Annotated in this window: 14 protein-coding genes, 1 rRNA gene and 1 riboswitch; of the genes, 3 read left to right on the forward strand and 12 right to left on the reverse strand. The window is 69.1% G+C overall.

From position 1 onward, the window contains the following. Positions 1-559: 559 nt before the first annotated feature. Both ABT147_RS10500 and ABT147_RS10505 read left to right on the forward strand, forming a co-directional pair. On the forward strand, positions 560-1,150 hold the full coding sequence (locus tag ABT147_RS10500) for a hypothetical protein (RefSeq protein WP_351404061.1): 591 nt from the start codon (positions 560-562) through the stop codon (positions 1,148-1,150). Between the two features lie 398 nt (positions 1,151-1,548). Then, on the forward strand, positions 1,549-1,749 hold the full coding sequence (locus ABT147_RS10505) for a DUF5999 family protein (protein WP_028796697.1): 201 nt from the start codon (positions 1,549-1,551) through the stop codon (positions 1,747-1,749). Positions 1,750-1,867: 118 nt separating this feature from the next. Here the strand turns inward: ABT147_RS10505 and gcvP are convergent, their stop codons facing one another. Further along, entirely contained in the window at positions 1,868-4,753 is a 2,886-nt protein-coding gene (gene gcvP, locus ABT147_RS10510) for an aminomethyl-transferring glycine dehydrogenase (RefSeq protein ID WP_351404063.1), read from the reverse strand. A 173-nt stretch (positions 4,754-4,926) separates the two neighbouring features. After that, positions 4,927-5,023: riboswitch (glycine riboswitch) on the reverse strand. Positions 5,024-5,147: 124 nt separating this feature from the next. On the opposite strand from gcvP, the gene ABT147_RS10515 reads away from it, so the two are divergent. Next, positions 5,148-5,516 (forward strand): PRC-barrel domain-containing protein, encoded by a 369-nt coding sequence (locus tag ABT147_RS10515; RefSeq protein WP_351404065.1) that lies wholly within the window; start codon positions 5,148-5,150, stop codon positions 5,514-5,516. Positions 5,517-5,742: 226 nt separating this feature from the next. Here the strand turns inward: ABT147_RS10515 and ABT147_RS10520 are convergent, their stop codons facing one another. The 11 genes from ABT147_RS10520 to rrf all read right to left on the reverse strand — a co-directional run. After that, positions 5,743-7,083, reverse strand: a complete 1,341-nt coding sequence (locus ABT147_RS10520) for a DNA polymerase IV (RefSeq protein ID WP_351404067.1) — start codon at positions 7,081-7,083, stop codon at positions 5,743-5,745. A 58-nt stretch (positions 7,084-7,141) separates the two neighbouring features. Continuing rightward, positions 7,142-7,825, reverse strand: coding sequence for a MerR family transcriptional regulator (locus ABT147_RS10525; protein ID WP_351404069.1), 684 nt, complete (start codon positions 7,823-7,825; stop codon positions 7,142-7,144). 468 nt (positions 7,826-8,293) lie between these two features. Next, positions 8,294-8,767, reverse strand: a complete 474-nt coding sequence (locus ABT147_RS10530) for a bifunctional nuclease family protein (RefSeq protein WP_005475662.1) — start codon at positions 8,765-8,767, stop codon at positions 8,294-8,296. Positions 8,768-8,851: 84 nt separating this feature from the next. Beyond that, positions 8,852-9,607, reverse strand: a complete 756-nt coding sequence (gene ftsR / locus ABT147_RS10535; RefSeq protein ID WP_351404071.1) for a transcriptional regulator FtsR — start codon at positions 9,605-9,607, stop codon at positions 8,852-8,854. A gap of 43 nt (positions 9,608-9,650) precedes the next feature. Then, entirely contained in the window at positions 9,651-10,622 is a 972-nt protein-coding gene (locus ABT147_RS10540) for a zinc-ribbon and FHA domain-containing protein (protein ID WP_351404073.1), read from the reverse strand. A 61-nt stretch (positions 10,623-10,683) separates the two neighbouring features. Continuing rightward, entirely contained in the window at positions 10,684-11,559 is an 876-nt protein-coding gene (locus ABT147_RS10545) for a DUF881 domain-containing protein (RefSeq protein ID WP_351404075.1), read from the reverse strand. 5 nt (positions 11,560-11,564) lie between these two features. Further along, a complete protein-coding gene (locus tag ABT147_RS10550) occupies positions 11,565-11,897 on the reverse strand; it encodes a small basic family protein (RefSeq protein ID WP_009343209.1) in 333 nt (110 codons plus the stop codon). Then, positions 11,894-12,799 (reverse strand): DUF881 domain-containing protein, encoded by a 906-nt coding sequence (locus ABT147_RS10555; RefSeq protein ID WP_351404077.1) that lies wholly within the window; start codon positions 12,797-12,799, stop codon positions 11,894-11,896. Before ABT147_RS10555 ends, ABT147_RS10550 begins: the two co-directional genes overlap by 4 nt. Before the next feature lie 98 nt (positions 12,800-12,897). After that, positions 12,898-15,393 carry a sugar phosphate nucleotidyltransferase gene (locus tag ABT147_RS10560; RefSeq protein WP_351404079.1) on the reverse strand — a complete coding sequence of 832 codons (2,496 nt, stop codon included), beginning with the start codon at positions 15,391-15,393 and terminating at the stop codon, positions 12,898-12,900. Positions 15,394-15,507: 114 nt separating this feature from the next. Next, positions 15,508-16,116 carry a cardiolipin synthase ClsA gene (gene clsA / locus ABT147_RS10565; protein WP_351404081.1) on the reverse strand — a complete coding sequence of 203 codons (609 nt, stop codon included), beginning with the start codon at positions 16,114-16,116 and terminating at the stop codon, positions 15,508-15,510. A 109-nt stretch (positions 16,117-16,225) separates the two neighbouring features. Then, a 5S ribosomal RNA gene (gene rrf / locus ABT147_RS10570) occupies positions 16,226-16,320 on the reverse strand; the annotation flags it as partial.

Below are 16,320 nucleotides of genomic sequence, written 5' to 3' on the forward strand. Positions count from 1 at the left end.
CTCGGATGGGCAGGCCGATGACTCGGCCACTGGTTGTCCCGGGTCCACGGATGATGATGCCCAGGCAGAGCCACCGATAACGTCCTGCGCGCGACCTGCACACGCTAGGCTGAGCACGGTCACCTCCGACCTTATTCACTCGGCGTGCTTCTGGCACATTCAGCGGGCAAGAATGAGCACGCGCTTTCTGCCCGGTGACCTTTCGTGAAAAGCGCCGACGAGAACCGGCCGTCCGCTACGCGACGGTAATCCGAGGTCACCGACGCACCCCCCTGGGAAAACGGGGTGCCATCCATGTTCCGGCGACCGGATACCGCCTTGCTCTTCATATCCGGAACGGCTAGACGAAACCTCGTGTGAACACGTGTCGTATAAACTTCGCAAACGAGGCTGAGAGAACGGCACTCGCGGTCCTCGGTCCTGCCGTCCTGCCACGCGCGGCGGACCCAACCCACGCACCGGACCCCGGGCACCCGTCTCTCCGATCCCCGAGAGCTGACAGCGCCGTCCGCCCCCGCCCTCGCGCCACCGTGCCTGTCGAATTGAGAGGCGACCCACCATGCCGCTGCATGTCCCCCCGGCTCCCGCGCCCGCCCTGCGCACCGTCCTCACGGCACTCGGTTCCCCCACCGCCGTCCACGAGGCGCGAACCCCCTCCCTGAAGAACGCCCAAGGCCCCGCCACCCCCGAACTCCCCCTGCCCGTCCACGTACTCGACCGGATCACCCCCGAGGGCACGGGCACCACCCGGCTCACCGGATGGCGGTTCCTGATCCGCTGCGGCGACCGTGCCGTGGCCGCCGCCGAGACCCGGCTCACCCCGGACGGCTGGGCGTTCTCGCACTTCTTCGAGGGCCCGTACATCACCTCCACCGAGCGCGCCCTGCGCCAGGCCGAGGTCATGCAGCAGCCCTACCAGCCACGCCTGCTGTCGGTGCCCGAGCTGTACATGCTCACGCTCTGGCTGCACGCCGACCCCACCGCCGACGGCGCCACCGGCCATCCGGCACCGACCGACCTGCTGGTCCCGCTGGCGCCCGCACCGCCCGGCATCGCGGCCCACCGCCCGCACCGGGTCGCCGATCTCCTCCCGGTACTGACCACCCGGCTGACACCCGCACCCGTGCCACTTCTGGGATCACCCGCCTGAAAGCCCGGCCGCCCCCGCATTCGACCGCTCGCGCCCCGCCACCGAAATCCCGGTGGCGGGGCGCTTGTTTCCCACTGCCGGAATTCCCGCTCTTTCGGGCGCCAATACGCTCGTACGAGCCATTCACGCACTCTTCCCCCACCGGACTAGCCCCATCCGACCACTGCGAACCACCCGAAGGGACAGTGTGGTGGGGATGAACCGTCCGCGCGGCGGATGCGTCATCAACCTGTGAAGAAGCCGTGCTGCGAAATGCCTGCGGATTGACGCCCGTGGGGCAACACTGGGACCGGACCGATTTATCACAACGGGGGGCGGCCATGAACGGGGCTTCAAGCCGCGGGACAGACGAACCAGCCATCTCAGACCACACGACAAACCGAAAGATCCCAACAACCATGTGCCAGCACCAGCCACTGTGCCCGACCGCCGAATCCGCCGACCGGGAAGGCGCCCGACTCGTGGCGCACCACCCGGAGCAGGGATGGAGCCTGCTCTGCAACGGCGTTCTGCTCTTCGAGGACACCGGTGAGCTCCTGCCGGACGGCCAGATCATCGCGCCGCACCGCCCGATGGGCACGGTGATGACAGCCGCCTGAGCCGCACTCACGTGCGCGGCAGGGCGAGCGTCCCCGCACAGGACGTCCGCCCGGACAGAAGAAGGGGCCGGCCGGAGAAGCACTCTCCGAACCGGCCCCGACGCGTGTCCGCGTCCGACTACTCTTCGTAGGCGTCCAGCGGCGGGCAGGAACAGACCAGGTTCCGGTCGCCGAAGGCCTGGTCGATCCGGCGCACCGGCGGCCAGTACTTGTCGGTGGGCGACACCCCGGCCGGGAAGACCGCCTCCTCGCGCGTGTAGGCGTGCTTCCACTCCCCGCCGAGCGCGGCCGCGGTGTGCGGAGCGTTGCGCAGCGGGTTGTCGTCCGCCGGCCACTCGCCCGAGCCGACCTTCTCGATCTCCGCGCGGATCGCGATCATCGCCTCACAGAACCGGTCCAGCTCACCGAGGTCCTCCGACTCGGTCGGCTCGATCATCAGCGTCCCGGCCACCGGGAACGACATCGTCGGCGCGTGGAAGCCGTAGTCGATCAGCCGCTTGGCGATGTCGTCGACGCTCACCCCGGTCGACTTGGCCAGCGGCCGCAGGTCGATGATGCACTCGTGCGCCACGAGCCCGCCCGGACCGGTGTACAGCACCGGGTAGTGGGGCTCCAGCCGCTTCGCGATGTAGTTGGCGCTGAGCACCGCCACCTGCGTGGCCCGCTTGAGCCCCTCACCGCCCATGAGCCGGACGTACGCCCACGAGATCGGCAGAATGCCCGCCGAACCCCACGGGGCCGCCGAGATCGGCCCCACGCCCGTCTCCGGGCCGGCCGCCGGCTGCAGCGGGTGGTTCGGCAGATACGGCGCCAGGTGCTCGCGCACCGCCACCGGGCCCACGCCAGGACCGCCGCCGCCGTGCGGGATGCAGAACGTCTTGTGCAGGTTCAGGTGCGAGACGTCGCCACCGAAGTGCCCGGGCTTGGCGAGACCCACCAAGGCGTTGAGGTTGGCGCCGTCGACGTACACCTGGCCGCCCGCGTCGTGCACCTGCGCGCAGATGTCGGCGACGTGCTCCTCGAACACCCCGTGCGTCGACGGATACGTGATCATCAGCACGGACAGCTCGTCGCGGTACTGCTCGATCTTCGCCCGCAGGTCCTCGACGTCGATCTCGCCGTCCCCGGCGGTCTTCACGACGACGACCTTCATGCCCGCCATGACGGCGCTCGCCGCGTTGGTGCCGTGCGCGGAGGACGGGATGAGACACACCGTCCGCTGCTCGTCGCCGTTGCCCCGGTGGTAGCCGCGTACGGCCAGCAGCCCGGCCAGCTCGCCCTGGGAGCCCGCGTTCGGCTGCAGCGACACCTTGTCGTACCCGGTGGCCTCCGCCAGCCGCTCCTCCAGCTCACGGATGAGCGTGAGATACCCCTGCGCCTGTCCGGCGGGCGCGAACGGGTGCAGCTGCCCGAACTCCGGCCAGGTCACCGGCTCCATCTCGGTGGTCGCGTTGAGCTTCATCGTGCAGGAGCCCAGCGGGATCATGCCCCGGTCCAGCGCGTAGTCCCGGTCCGCGAGCCGGCGCAGGTAGCGCAGCATCGCGGTCTCGGAGCGGTGGTCGTGGAACACCGGGTGCGTGAGGTAGTCGTCCGACCGCAGCAGCGCCCCGGGCAGCGTGTCCGCAGCGGTGGCGTCGAGGGCCTCGACGTCCCCCTCCACCCCGAACGCGGTCCACACGGCGCCGAGCTGTGCCCGCGTCGTGGTCTCGTCGCAGGAGATGGACACCAGGTCGGCGTCCACGAGGTGCAGGTTCACGCCATGTTCCCGAGCGGCGGCCACGACCTCACCGGCCCGCCCCGGCACCCGCACGGTGAGCGTGTCGAAGTACGCCCCGTGCACGACCTCGATCCCACCGGCCGCGAGCCCCGCGGCGAGCACGGTGGCGTACCGGTGCGTACGCCGGGCGATGGTCCGAAGCCCCTCGGGCCCGTGGTAGACGGCGTACATACCCGCCATCACGGCGAGCAGCACCTGTGCCGTACAGATGTTGCTGGTCGCCTTCTCCCGGCGGATGTGCTGCTCCCGCGTCTGCAGGGCGAGCCGGTACGCCTTGTGTCCGTCCGCGTCCACGGAGACCCCGACGAGCCGCCCGGGCAGACTGCGCGCGAACTTCTCCCGTACGGCCATGTAGCCCGCGTGCGGCCCGCCGAAGCCCATGGGCACACCGAACCGCTGGGTCGTCCCCACCGCGATGTCGGCGCCCAGCTCACCGGGTGAGGCCAAAAGGGTGAGGGCGAGCAGGTCGGCGGCGACGGTGACGAGCGCGCCGAGCGTGTGCGCCTGCTCGACGACCGGCTTCAGATCCCGTACGGCACCGGAGGCGCCCGGGTACTGGAGCAGCACCCCGTTGATCTCCCGCTCGGCGAGCTCGGCCGGAATCCCGGCGCTCAGGTCCGCGACGACGACCTCGACGCCGGTCGGTTCGGCCCGGGTCTCGATCACGGCGATCGTCTGCGGCAGCGTGTCCGCGTCGACGAGGAAGAGGCCCTTCTTGTTCTTCCCCATGCGCCGGCACAACGCCATGGCCTCGGCGGCGGCGGTGCCCTCGTCGAGCAGGGAGGCGCCGGAGGTGGGCAGACCGGTCAGCTCGGCCACCATGGTCTGGAAATTGAGCAGCGCTTCGAGCCGCCCCTGGGAGATCTCGGGCTGGTACGGCGTATAGGCGGTGTACCAGGCCGGGTTCTCCATGACGTTCCGGAGGATGACCGGCGGGGTGAAGGTCCCGTAGTACCCGAGCCCGATCATCGAGCCGAGCACCTGATTGCGGTCCGCGAGCGAACGCAGCTCGGCGAGCACCTCCGCCTCGGTACGCGCACCGGGAAGGTCCAGCGCCTCGGCGTTCTTGATCACGTCCGGGACCGCGGCGGCCGTCAGCTCGTCGAGCGAGCCGTACCCGACGTGCGCGAGCATCTTGGCCCGGGCCTCGACGTCCGGTCCGATGTGGCGCCGCTCGAAGGGGATTCCCTGTTCGAGCTCCGAGAGCGGAATGCGATGGGCGGTCATTACGGAGGCCTCCTGGTCTGACACGACCGTCGAGGGGCACCACGGCACGGGTGCCCCGAGGGCCTCCCCCTCTGTCATCTCAACCTGAGAGCTTCACCGGTCCAGGGTACGAACCGGCTTTCACCGTCGGTGAGAGCGGAAGCCGTGACACCCGCCCTGCTTTCCAGAGTGACCTCGTCCGTGCGGTACGTGGGCCTGAGAGATTCCGGGGAGGATTTGCTCCTTCGGCGCCTCCGGATGGTGTCCGGAGGACTCTCCCGCACGGGGTCAGCAGCCGCTGCCAGCGTATCAGCGCGGGCACCGCACGGGTCTTCGAGTGGCCGCCTTCCCCGATGTGCCTTTTCGTAGTGGTGAGGGATGATTCGCGACCCCTCTGCGACCACTTGGAGGGCCCGTGCAGACCGATATGGATCCGCGCAACCTGATCGGCCGCAAGGCGTTCGACCGCAAGGGCAGCAAGATCGGCACCGTGGACGAGGTCTATCTCGACGACGCCACCGGCATCCCCGAGTGGGCCGCGATACGCATGGGCCTCTTCGGCCGCGACTGCTTCGTCCCCCTGGAACCCAGCGAACTCGTCGAAGGCACCCTCCGCGTCCCCTTCGACCGCGCCCTCATCAAGGACGCCCCCGACTTCGGCGTAGGCCGCCATCTCTCCCCCGAACAGGAACTCCAGCTCTACCACCACTACGGCCTCGACATAGCCCCACCCCCGCCTCCGGACCACGACTTCGGCAACACGACAGGCAAGAACAACACCTGATCCGGGGCGACGCCCCTGCTCTTTCGGCCCGCAGGGCCGTCGCTTTCAGGGGCGCGGGGCTGTTCCGATTCGCGGCTCCGCCGCGTGGGCGCGACCAGCCCCCACACACCCGCAGCCGCCCGATCGCCGTCATCGACCCACCCCTCAGGCGCCCTCCTGATCCCGGTCTCTCGATCCCGCCGCAACGGCGCGCAGCCACAGCGGCGCGGACCGGCGCTGCCCAGTCTCAACCCCGCACCAACGGCAACGGCTCCGCCGGCTCCAGCCCCGGATCATCGGTCCTGAACGTCCGCACCCGCCCCGGCTCCACATCGTGCGGCGTCTCGAACCGCACGGTCACCCGCCCCAGCCCGCTCCCCTGCACCCACCCGTGCCCGTACTCGGCATGCCGCACATCATGACCGGCCCTCCACTGCCGCTCGGCACCCGCACCCTCCTCCGCCACAGGCACCTCCACGTCGGAGCCGGCCTCCTCCTCCACAGGCTCCGGCTCCCCCGCAGCCTGTGCGAACAGGTCCTCCTGCGTGTAGTCGGCGAGCCCGCTCACCCCCACCCCCAGCAACCGCACCCCACCGGTCGTGTCCACGGACTCCAGCAACCGCCCCGCGGCCTCCCGCACCACCGCGGGGTCGTCCGTGGGCCCCCGCAGGGTCTCGGACCGGGTCAGCGTCGAGAAGTCGTACCGCCGTACCTTCAACACGATCGTCCGCCCCGACAGCCCGGCGCCCCGCAGCCTGCGCACACACCGGTCCGCGAGCCGTTGCACCTCCATCCGGACCCGCACCCGGTCATGGATGTCCACGTCGTACGTGTCCTCCACCGACACCGACTTGGTGTCCCGCTCGGCCACCACCGCCCGGTCGTCCCGCGCCAGCGCCATCGCGTACAGCCCGTGCCCGTGCGCCTTCCCCAGCAGCCGTACGACCTCGTCCTCCCCCGCCTCCACGATCTCCTCGACCGTGGTGATCCCGGCCCGCCGCAGATGGTCGCCTGTCGCAGGGCCCACCCCCGGCAGGATCCGCACGGACATCGGGCCCAGCAGCTCCCGCTCGGTCCCTGGCTCGATCAGCACCAGCCCGTCCGGCTTGGCCTGCTCGGAGGCGATCTTCGCGAGCATCTTGGAGGCCGCGAGCCCCACGGATCCGGTCAGCGCGGTCACCGCCCGGATGTCCGCGCGCAACCGCGCGCCCGCCAGCCGCGCCGATTCCTCGTCCCAGGCCGTGCCCCCGGCCTCCAGGTCCACGAACGCCTCGTCCAGACTCAGCGGCTCCACCAGCGGCGACAGATCACGCAACAGCCCCATGACCTGATCGCTGATCGCCCGGTAGAACGTGAAGCGCGGCGTGAGATACGCGGCGTTCGGCGCGAGCCGGCGCGCCTGCCCCATCGGCATCGCCGAGTGCACCCCGAAGACCCGCGCCTCGTACGAGGCGGTCGCGACCACCCCACGCGGCCCGAGCCCGCCCACGACAACGGCTTTCCCCCGCAGACTCGGCTTGGACGCCTGCTCCGCCGAGGCGTAGAAGGCGTCCATGTCGAGATGCAGGATCGTCGGCGCGGTTCTCACCTCTCCGATGCTGCCCTACGCCACTGACAACGCCCCGAAGCGGCGGCGGCGGAGTTGCTCAGACCGCCCGGTTCCGCCGTCGCGCCAGTTCGTCCGACGGGTTGTGGCCCATGAGCGTCTCCCCCGTGTCGACCCGCTCGCCGTGCAACTGCGAGAGAGCGCTTTCCACATCACGCCAGACCACCCCCACGGCGATCCCGAAGACCCCCTGGCCGCCCTGGAGCAGGGCGTGGACCTCGTCGGGCGAGGTGCACTCGTAGACCGTCGCGCCGTCGCTCATCAGCGTCATCCGCTCCAGATCGCTGAAGCCCCGCTCCCGCAGGTGCTGGACGGCGGTGCGGATGTTCTGGAGCGACACCCCCGTGTCGAGGAACCGTTTCACGATCTTCAGGACGACGACGTCCCGGAAGCTGTAGAGCCGCTGTGTCCCCGAGCCCTGGGCGGACCGCACACTCGGCTCCACGAGACCGGTACGGGCCCAGTAGTCGAGCTGCCGATAGGTGATGCCGGCGGCCGCGCACGCGGTGGGGCCGCGGTAGCCGACGCTCTCGTGCGGCTCGGGGGCCGCCTCCGCGCTGTCCTGCACAGCCGTGGGCCGCTGCGGGACGTGACCGGCCGCGCTGCTGTGATGGGGGTCCCCCCAGCTCGAGCCTAGCCGAGAGCCTGGGGGAGGGTACGGGCCGCCGTCCCCCAGCCTGCGTCCGGGGGCACCCCCAGCCGTACCGTCGCCGCTGCTTCTCACGCCGACCTCCGTCCTTGACCTGCCTCATCGACGGTAGGCAGCCACCTGGGGCGCGTCAACGACCACCGCACTCGCCACGCCGAGTGATAATCACCCTGAGAGTGGTTTCCCGTGCCCTCCCGCGGGGAAAGGCTAGCCGAATGCGCTCCGGCGGAGCCGACCGACCGTGCATGGGCTGATGGCATGTGCCGAGCCCCGGACGACGTCTCCCACCGCCCGGACCGGCGCCCGTGGCACCTTCGCCCCGGAGTCTCGGACCAGCTACGCCGACCGTGTCCCAGCCCGCCCTTGGCGACCGTCTCCCACTGGCAGCACGCGCGATCCGTCCCGTCCGCCACGACGTCTCTCGGCCGCCACGACGTGCATCCGGCGGTCCATGACGCCCCGAGCCCCGAACCCGGGCACCCGCCACCGATGACGACCGGCGGCGTCAAGGCCTCACAGCCCCGGACGACCGCCCGCCCGGTCTCACTGACTGTTCGTTCCGAAGTCCTCGGGCGAGATCTGGTCGAGGAACTCGCGGAACTTCTCCACCTCGTCCTCCTGCTCGTCCGGGATCGCGATGCCCGCGTCGTCGAGCACCCCGTCACTGCCGAAGATCGGCGTACCGGTACGCAGCGCCAGCGCTATGGCGTCCGAAGGCCTCGCACTCACCTCGACCCCACTGGCGAACACCAGCTCCGCGTAGAAGACGCCCTCACGCAGGTCGGTGATGCGCACTTCCGTGAGCTCCTGGCCGACGGCCTCCAGCACGTCCTTGAACAGGTCGTGGGTCAGCGGTCGCGCGGGGGCCATGCCCTGCTGGGCGAAAGCGATCGCCGTCGCCTCCCCCGGCCCGATCCAGATGGGGAGGTAACGGTCGCCTCCCACTTCGCGCAGGAGCACGATCGGTTGGTTGGAGGGCATTTCCACCCGGACACCTACGACATCGAGCTCGTTCACACAGCAACCCTAGGCCGTGCTCGGGATGTTTGGGTAGTCGGGCTCGGATCGGCCCACCGATCCGCCACGGGCGAACACCGCCTCTCAGCGGAGCCGTACACCCAGCGCGCTCCGCACGAGCGCGGCGTGCAGCTTGACCGTGAGCCCCGCCAGCTCGCGCGTACGGTCCTCCGCATGCGCCCTGGTCTGCGGATTGCGGTGCAGGCGCAGGGGCGCCACGACCTGGTCGACGAGCCCCGCCTCACGGTCCGCGGCGGCCCGCATCACCCGCAGATGCCGGGGCTCGATACCGAACCGCCCCAGTTCCACCACAAGCGTGGCGACCGTGAGCACCTCGGCGTCGTACGACCCGTCCGGCAGCGGGGCCACCAGCCCGTACGACTCCCACTCGGCCAGCTGCTCCTCGTCGATCCCGGCGCCGGCGACCAGCTCGCCACGCCCGATCCGGGCGGCCGCCGGCTCCTCGGGCTCCCCGAAGAGCTCACTCAGGCGCTCTCCGTCACCGATGTCACGCTGGCGCCCCACGGACGGCAGCCGTACGTCCTCGCCGCGCTCCAGGGCCTCCAGATACTCGCGGATCACCTTGAGCGGCAGATAGTGGTCCCGCTGCATCCTGAGGACGTGTCCGAGGCGCTCCACGTCCTCGGCGCTGAACTTGCGATACCCCGAGGGGGTCCGCTGCGGCTCGATGAGCCCCTCCGACTCCAGGAAACGGATCTTGGAGATGGTTACCTCGGGAAACTCCTCGCGCAAAGCGGTCAGCACCGTACCGATGCTCATCAGGCCACTGTCCGCGGCGGCGGTGCCGTGGTCGGCACCACCGCTCGTTGTTCGAAGCATGGACCTTCCCTGGGGGTCCCCCCGGACACCGTCCGGGGGAGGGTCAGTAGCCCCGCTGGCTCGCGTAGAAGACCAGCCGGTACTTGCCGATCTGCACCTCGTCGCCGTTGTGCAGGGCGACCTGGTCGATCCGCTCACGGTTGACGTAGGTGCCGTTCAGGCTGCCGACGTCGGCGACCGTGAACGAGCCGTCCTGACCCCGGCGGAACTCCACATGGCGGCGCGACACGGTCACGTCGTCCAGGAAGATGTCGCTCTGCGGGTGACGGCCCGCCGTGGTCAGATCGCCGTCCAGCAGGAAGCGGCTGCCCGCGTTCGGGCCGCGGCGCACGACCAGGAGCGCCGAGCCGAGCGGCAGCGCGTCGACGGCGGCCTGCGCCTCGGGGGAGAGCGCCGGCAGCTGGGTCTGGCCGGTGACCTCGGAGTCGTAGGCCTCAAGGCCGGAGATGGAGATCGTGGAGGTCGTCTCGGACGGACGCTCGGCGGTCGCGCCGGCCCGCAGCGGAGCACCGCAGTTCGAGCAGAAGCGGCTGTTCTCCGCGTTGCGGTTACCGCACCTCGTACACACCAGGGCCGACATCGACGGATCCTCCTGCCGCGGCTGCCCCGCCGGGGCATTGGACGCATACGGGTCTGAACTAAACCCTCCACCCGTACCTGAGGTTGACGGTTCCCCGAAACCTATGCGGCCCGACTGGGCAGGGTCAACAGACGGCGCGCCCTGACCTCCGGAAATGTCACCTCCCGGACCACCGACCTGGTCCCGGAACAGCGGGCGATCACCGCCCTGCTCCTCCGCTTCCGAAGGCTGCGCGCGATGACGGGAGGTCGCGTTGTCGCTGCCCTCTCGCGCGCTCTTGCCGAACAACTTCGCAAACAACTTCACGGGCGATTCCCCTTGACCGAAACAGACCCGCCCGTGGGGCAGGACGAACCCTGACTGAACACACCGGCCGACCCGGACAACCTCACAACGTCCGTATCCACCAGACAGTTTCCACCACGCACCACCCATTCGGTGCGCCGACCCCCCGCAACCTCATGCCCTCGACGGACGGGCCCCATGCACCTGCGGTTCACTGGGAGGACGACCGAGCGTAGTCAGGCCGCTTCGCCGCTCGCAAGGCGTCCACGACGATCTTCTCCGCCCGCTGCACGGTCACGGTGGCCTGCTCCTTCTCCAGTGTCTGCACCACGCCTCCGGGGATGTTCAGTGCGGGTTCGAGGTCCTGCGGGTTGCCGATGACCTTGAAACGAAAGGGCTGGGTGATCTTGTTCCCATCCACACTGATTCCCTCACCGGAATCGGTCAGATAGGTGCTGGCCACGACCCGCACACCGTTCACCTGGATCGCCTCAGCGCCGGCCGCGCGCAGCTCCTGGATCGCGTCGAGCAACATGTCCGCCTCGACCGTTCCCTTCGTGTCGTCGATCGTCAGTGTGATGCCGGGTCCCTGCGCGGCCACCGTGCCCGCCAGAATGCCGAGTTGCCGTTCCTTCTCGACCGTCTGCTTGCGTGCCTCCTCGGCCTGGTCCGAGCTGTTCTCCAACTCGGTGCGCTGATCCTCGAGACCCTGCTTCTCCTCCTCCAGACGCTGAGTACGGTCATCCAGTTCATCGAGGATGCGTACGAGGTCTTCCTGACGTGCTCCGCGCAGCGCGCTGTCGTCGTTGGTGGAGGCCACCTGGATGGCCAGTCCGAAGCCGAGGCCGAACAGCAGGAGCGCCACGATGAGTTGGGCCCGGGTGAAGCGCGGCGGCCACAGCCCCTGACCCAGCCGCTGCCGCCCGGTCAGCTTGTTCGTCTCCTCCTGAGGAGCCTCACCGGGCTCCTCGGCGGCCGTGGAGGGCACCTCCTGGGGGAGTTCCCGGCGCAGCCGGGTCGTCGGAGAGTCCTCCTCTCCCCCGCCCTGGGTCGGCTTCGGCCTCGGCGTCTCGTCCCGCTCGTTCATCGGCCTCACGCCCGGAAGACGTGCCGGCGGATCGCCGCGGCGTTGGAGAAGATACGGATACCGAGGACGACGACGACGCCCGTGGACAGCTGGGCGCCGACGCCCAACTTGTCGCCGAGGAAGACGATCAGGGCGGCCACGACCACGTTCGACAAGAACGACACCACGAAGACCTTGTCGTCGAAGATGCCGTCCAGCATCGCGCGCAGCCCACCGAAGACGGCGTCGAGCGCCGCGACCACGGCGATGGGGAGGTACGGCTCGACCACCGCCGGTACCTCGGGCCGGACCAAGAGTCCGGCCACGACTCCGAGGACGAGGCCCAGTACGGCGATCACGATGTGCCCTTCTCTGTGCTGGGTTCTGCTGTTCGTACGATCACGCTCGGCGCGGCCGGCACCTTGAGGTCGTCCTCGACGGAGATGCTCGTCCGGATACCGAAGTTCTCCTGGAGGGCGTGCAGGTACAGCCCGTCGGGGCTGTTCTGGAACCTGGTGCTCAGCCGCTGCCCGTCCCCCACCGCGAGGACCGTGTAGGGCGGTGCCAGCGGCTTGTTGTCGACCAGTATCGCGTCGCCCGCGGCCCTGATCGCCGAGAGGGCGGTGAGCCGCTGCCCGTTGATCGAGATGGCCTCGGCGCCCGACGCCCACAGTCCGTTGACGACCCGCTGCATGTCCCGGTCGCGCACCCGGCCGGTGTCCGAGAAACCGGACGTCTCGCGCGGATCGCCGTCCCCGCTCTGGCCGGCGCCCTTGGAGTCGTTGACGACGAGCCGCACCCCGGGGCCGTGCACCTCGACGGCGCCCGACAGGATGCCCGTCAGATCGTTCGCGTCGCTGCCGCCGTCGTCCTTGAGTGCCTCACGCTGCCGTGCGCTCACGTCGTCACGGAGCCCGTCCACGGAGTCCTCCAGCTTGTCCGCGGCCGAGGTCTCCTCCTGGATGCGGTCGATCAGTTCCTCGCGCTCCTTGGCGACCACGGGGGCGCTTATCCGCGCCTGCGCCGCACCCACCGTCACCACCAGGGCGGCGAGCACCAGCCCGACCGCGAGCCCCAGCTTGGCCCGCATCGTCTTCGGCATGCCCTCGGTGCCCGCGGCCTTCTTGCGGGCGGCGGCCTCGGCGTATCCGTCGTCGAGGCTGTGATCCATGACGTTGGTGAGCAGCGACATGGAGGCGTCCGGACGCGACGGGCGCGTGGGTGTGCTCCGAACGGGGGGCTGCTGCGGCATGCCGCACATCGTCGCACGTCGCGACCACTACCTCCGAATGGCCCCACCGGCGTGCCGGACAGGCCCCGTTGGGGGCGCTTGTCCGGCACGCGCGCGTGCGAAACGGTTCAGCGGCCGGCGCTGTCCACCACGGCCGCCCACTCGTCGAGCAGGGCCTGCGCGGAGGCGTCGTCGGGCCCCTCGGCCCACAGATGAGTGACGGCCTCGGCCGGGTCCGGCAGGACCATCACCCACCGCCCGTCCGTCTCCACGACCCGCACACCGTCGGTGGTGTCGACGAAGCGATCCCCGGCCGCCTCCACGACCCGCCGCATCACGAGGCCCTTGACCGCCCACGGGGTGGCGAGATCCCGCTTCAGGACGTGCGCCCGCGGAATCCGCGCGTCGATCTGGCTGAGCGTGAGCTGCGTCCTCGCCACCAGCCCGATGAGCCGTACGAAGGCCGCCGCCCCGTCGAAGACGCTGCTGAACTCCGGCACGATGAACCCGCCGCGCCCGTCCCCGCCGAAGATCGTCGTCTCGTCCCCGCCGACCCGGGTGAGGTCGTCCGGCGAGGTGGTCGTCCACTCGACCTGCGTGCCGTGGTACGCCGCGACCTGCTCGCCGATCCTCGTGGTGGTCACCGGCAGCGCCACCCGGCCGCTGCGCCGCTCCGCGGCCACCAGGTCGAGCATGACCAGCAGGGCCCGGTCGTCCTCGACGATCCGGCCCTTCTCGTCGACGAGCGACAGCCGTTCACCGACAGGGTCGAACCGCACGCCGAACGCGGCCCGCGAGGACGCCACGATCTCGCCCAGCCGCACCAGCCCCGCCCGCCGCATGTCGCCCGTCTCCGTCGGCCTCGACTCGTCGAGACCGGGGTTGATCGTCAACGAGTCGACACCCAGCTTGCCGAGCAGACTCGGCAGCACGAGACCGGCACTGCCGTTGGACGCGTCCACGACGACCTTGAGCCCCGACTCGGCGATCCCGGTCGTGTCGACGTTCCGCAGCAACGACCCGGTGTACGAGTCGAACACACTCGCCGGGAAATGCAGGTCCCCGATCTCACCCGGGAACGCGCGCCGGTACTCCTGCCGCGCGAACACCCGGTCCAGCTTCCGTTGACTGGCCTGCGAGAGATCGGCCCCCTGTCCGTCGAAGAACATGATGTCGACCGAGTCCGGGACCCCCGGTGTCGTCCGAATCATGATCCCGCCGGCACTGCCCCGCGCGGTCTGCTGCCGCGCCACCGGCAGCGGTACGTTCTCCAGGTCCCGTACGTCGATGGCGCTGGCCTGCAGCGCCGAGATGACCGCCCGCTTCAGCGCACGGGCGCCTCGGGAGTGATCTCGGGCGGTGGTGACCGTGGAGCCCTTCTTGAGCGTGGTGGCGTACGCCCCCGCGAGTCTCACGGCCAGCTCGGGGGTGATCTCCACGTTCAGGATGCCGGACACACCACGGGCGCCGAAGAGATGTGCCTGTCCCCTGGACTCCCAGATCACCGAGGTGTTGACGAAGGCGCCGGCCTCGATCGTCTTGAAGGGGTAGACCCGTACGTTCCCCTGGATGATCGATTCTTCGCCGACGAGGCACTCGTCGCCGATCACCGCGCCGTCCTCGATCCGTGCGGCCCGCATGATGTCGGTGTTCTTGCCGACCACGCATCCGCGCAGATTGCTGTGCTGCCCGATGTAGACGTTGTCGTGGACAACGGCCCTGTGCAGAAAGGCGCCGCTCTTCACGACCACGTTCGAGCCCACGACGGTGTGCTCACGAATCTCGACGCCGGCCTCGACCTTGGCGTAGTCCCCGATGTACAGCGGCCCGCGCAGTACGGCGTCGGGGTGCACCTCGGCGCCTTCGGCGATCCATACTCCGGGCGAGAGCTCGAATCCGTCGATCTCGACGTCGACCTTGCCCTCCAGCACATCGGCCTGTGCCTTCACATAGCTTTCGTGCGTACCGACGTCCTCCCAGTAGCCCTCGGCGACATAGCCGTAGACCGGCTTGCCCTCCTTCATCAGCTGCGGGAAGACATCGCCGGACCAGTCGACGGGTACGTCGGCCTCGACATAGTCGAAGACCTCGGGCTCCATCACATAGATGCCCGTGTTCACGGTGTCCGAGAAGACCTGGCCCCAGGTCGGCTTCTCCAGGAAGCGCTCGACCTTGCCTTCCTCGTCCACGATGGTGATGCCGAATTCCAGGGGATTCGGCACCCGTGTCAGACAGACGGTGACCAGCGCACCCTTTTCCTTGTGGAAGCTGATGAGCTCGGTGAGGTCGAAGTCCGTGAGGGCATCGCCGGAGATGACAAGGAACGCGTCGTCCTTCAGCGCTTCCTCGGCGTTCTTGACGCTCCCGGCGGTACCGAGTGGCTTCTCCTCGTTGGCATAGGTGAGCTCCATACCGAGCTCCTCGCCGTCACCGAAATAGTTCTTGACGAGTGACGCCAGGAACTGGACGGTGACGACGGTCTCGTTGAGCCCATGCCTTTTGAGCAGCCTCAGGACGTGCTCCATGATCGGGCGGTTCACCACCGGCAGGAGCGGCTTGGGCATGCTTGAGGTCATGGGGCGAAGGCGTGTGCCTTCACCTCCGGCCATCACGACGGCCTTCATGTCGGAAGCGTCCTCCTTGAAGAGACGACGGTCTAGCCGACTTCACCCGTCCAGATTGTCCCGCACATTTCCGACGCGGGCCATCGAGCCACTACGGCCACCTCTGGGGCGGGCTCAATCGGCCATGGTGTCCGCACTGACTAGTCTGCGGACCTGAACCACGTAGAGGATCCCTGCCCACCAATACAGCGTTGTACCCCATCCGGCGAACGCCCATCCGAAAATAGCAGCGAGTGACGAGATCCATCCACTTCCGTCACTGAGCAGCAGCAACGGGAAGGCACACATCAAGTTGAAGGTAGCCGCCTTCCCCAGGAAGTTCACCTGCGGCGGCGGATAGCCGTGCCGTCTGAGGACGCCCACCATCACCAGCAGAACCAGCTCTCGCAGGAGAAGTGCAGCGGTCAACCAAATTGGCAGAATCTCGCGCCAGGTGAGACCTACCAGGGTGGACAGGATGTACAGCCTGTCCGCTGCGGGATCGAGGAGCCGGCCAAGGCTGCTGATCTGGTTCCAGCGCCGCGCCAGCATGCCGTCCAGATAGTCACTGACGCCGCTGAGAGCGATCACCAGGAACGCCCAGCCGTCGACCTTGGGGCCGCCGAACTCGGGCCAGAGAACCAACCACAGGAAGACGGGCACGCCAACGAGCCGCGTCATGCTGAGAATGTTCGGGATGGTGAGGACCCGGTCCGTCTGGACCCGGGTCTCCTGTACCTCCACCCGGGGGCCTCCTGTGGGAAATGAGCCAACGATGCCCCCTGACCCTACCTCAACGCAAAAAAGCGCTGGCTCTTGGGCAGTGTGCCCAAGAGCCAGCGCTCTAAAAGGAGTTCGGCGGCGTCCTACTCTCCCACAGGGTCCCCCCTGCAGTACCATCGGCGCTGTAAGGCTTAGCTTCCGGGTTCGGAATGTAACCGGGCGTTT

Origin of the sequence: Streptomyces sp. NPDC001868 (assembly GCF_040297125.1) — a bacterium.
GTDB lineage: Bacteria > Actinomycetota > Actinomycetes > Streptomycetales > Streptomycetaceae > Streptomyces.

Bases quoted from the DNA above. Each gene is read 5' to 3' on its own strand.
- ABT147_RS10540 (WP_351404073.1), bottom strand. From the start codon at position 10,622: ATGGGTGGTGCGTGGTGGAAACTGTCTGGTGGATACGGACGTTGTGAG.
- ABT147_RS10500 (WP_351404061.1), top strand. From the start codon at position 560: ATGCCGCTGCATGTCCCCCCGGCTCCCGCGCCCGCCCTGCGCACCGTC.
- gcvP (WP_351404063.1), bottom strand. From the start codon at position 4,753: ATGACCGCCCATCGCATTCCGCTCTCGGAGCTCGAACAGGGAATCCCC.
- ftsR (WP_351404071.1), bottom strand. From the start codon at position 9,607: ATGCTTCGAACAACGAGCGGTGGTGCCGACCACGGCACCGCCGCCGCG.
- ABT147_RS10545 (WP_351404075.1), bottom strand. From the start codon at position 11,559: ATGAACGAGCGGGACGAGACGCCGAGGCCGAAGCCGACCCAGGGCGGG.
- ABT147_RS10555 (WP_351404077.1), bottom strand. From the start codon at position 12,799: ATGTGCGGCATGCCGCAGCAGCCCCCCGTTCGGAGCACACCCACGCGC.
- ABT147_RS10560 (WP_351404079.1), bottom strand. From the start codon at position 15,393: ATGAAGGCCGTCGTGATGGCCGGAGGTGAAGGCACACGCCTTCGCCCC.
- ABT147_RS10505 (WP_028796697.1), top strand. From the start codon at position 1,549: ATGTGCCAGCACCAGCCACTGTGCCCGACCGCCGAATCCGCCGACCGG.